Origin of the sequence: Falsiroseomonas sp. HC035, assembly GCF_050563525.1 — a bacterium.
Lineage (GTDB): Bacteria > Pseudomonadota > Alphaproteobacteria > Acetobacterales > Acetobacteraceae > Falsiroseomonas.
Genome location: NZ_JBNXUN010000082.1, coordinates 1 through 488, shown reverse-complemented (window position 1 = coordinate 488; position 488 = coordinate 1). Strand labels below are relative to the sequence as shown.

General features: G+C 61.3%; 1 protein-coding gene. It reads left to right on the top strand.

The genetic code is table 11. The annotated features are described in order from the left end of the window. The coding region (locus ACLF3G_RS29540) for an ATP-binding protein (RefSeq protein WP_430672945.1) at window positions 1-408 on the top strand (408 nt) is incomplete at its 5' end. Window positions 409-488 lie beyond the last annotated feature (80 nt).

Sequence of the window (488 nt, the reverse complement as noted above, 5' to 3'; positions counted from 1 at the left end):
GCGGTCGAGCATCACCGCAAGCGAGTGCGGTTCTACCCCACGGTGGAACTGGTCAACGCTCTCGAGCAGGAGAAAGCCGCCGGGAAGACAGGACAGGTTGCCGCCCGCCTGCTCCACACCGACCTGCTGATCCTCGACGAACTTGGATATCTGCCGTTCAGCGCCTCGGGCGGTGCCTTGCTGTTTCACCTTCTCAGCAAGCTCTACGAGCAGACTAGTGTCGTCATCACCACCAATCTCAGTTTCAGTGAGTGGGCGGCGATATTCGGTGATGCCAAGATGACGACGGCGCTCCTCGACCGGCTCACCCACCACTGCCACATCCTGGAGACCGGCAACGACAGCTTCCGCTTCAGGAACAGCTCCGCCACCCAGGCCCATCGCGAAAGGAAACCACAGCCCACCTGACGGAATCCAAACCCCGCATCCCCACAACCCGGGTCAGATCCTCGTGGCAACCCCGGGTCAGCTCTGAGTGGCAATCAACA